Source organism: Bacillus sp. IT-79MI2 (assembly GCF_949768135.1).
GTDB classification, from domain to species: Bacteria; Bacillota; Bacilli; order Bacillales; family Bacillaceae_G; genus Bacillus_A; species Bacillus_A pseudomycoides.
This window is the reverse complement of the sequence record NZ_CATKPV010000039.1, coordinates 1-226: the sequence shown is the minus strand read 5'-3', so window position 1 is coordinate 226 and position 226 is coordinate 1. Positions and strand designations below refer to the sequence as shown.

The window sequence follows — 226 nt, the reverse complement described above, 5'->3', positions numbered from 1 at the left end:
TGACTTTAATGCTGTTGCAAATGGAGAGAAAAAAGTAATGGTTGCGGCATATAAGCAAATCTTTTATACCGTAAGTGCAGAACTACCTAACAATCCATCAGATCTTTTTGATAATAGTGTTACTTTTGATGAGTTAACTCGTAAAGGGGTAAGTAATGCGGCTCCGCCTGTTATGGTGTCAAATGTAGCTTATGGTAGAACAGTTTATGTGAAATTAGAAACATCA

General features: G+C 35.8%; 1 protein-coding gene. It reads left to right on the top strand.

The window, feature by feature from the left end:
* Nucleotides 1–226: thiol-activated cytolysin family protein (locus tag ACM6HU_RS02805; RefSeq protein WP_414847981.1), on the top strand; the 226-nt coding region annotated here is incomplete at both ends.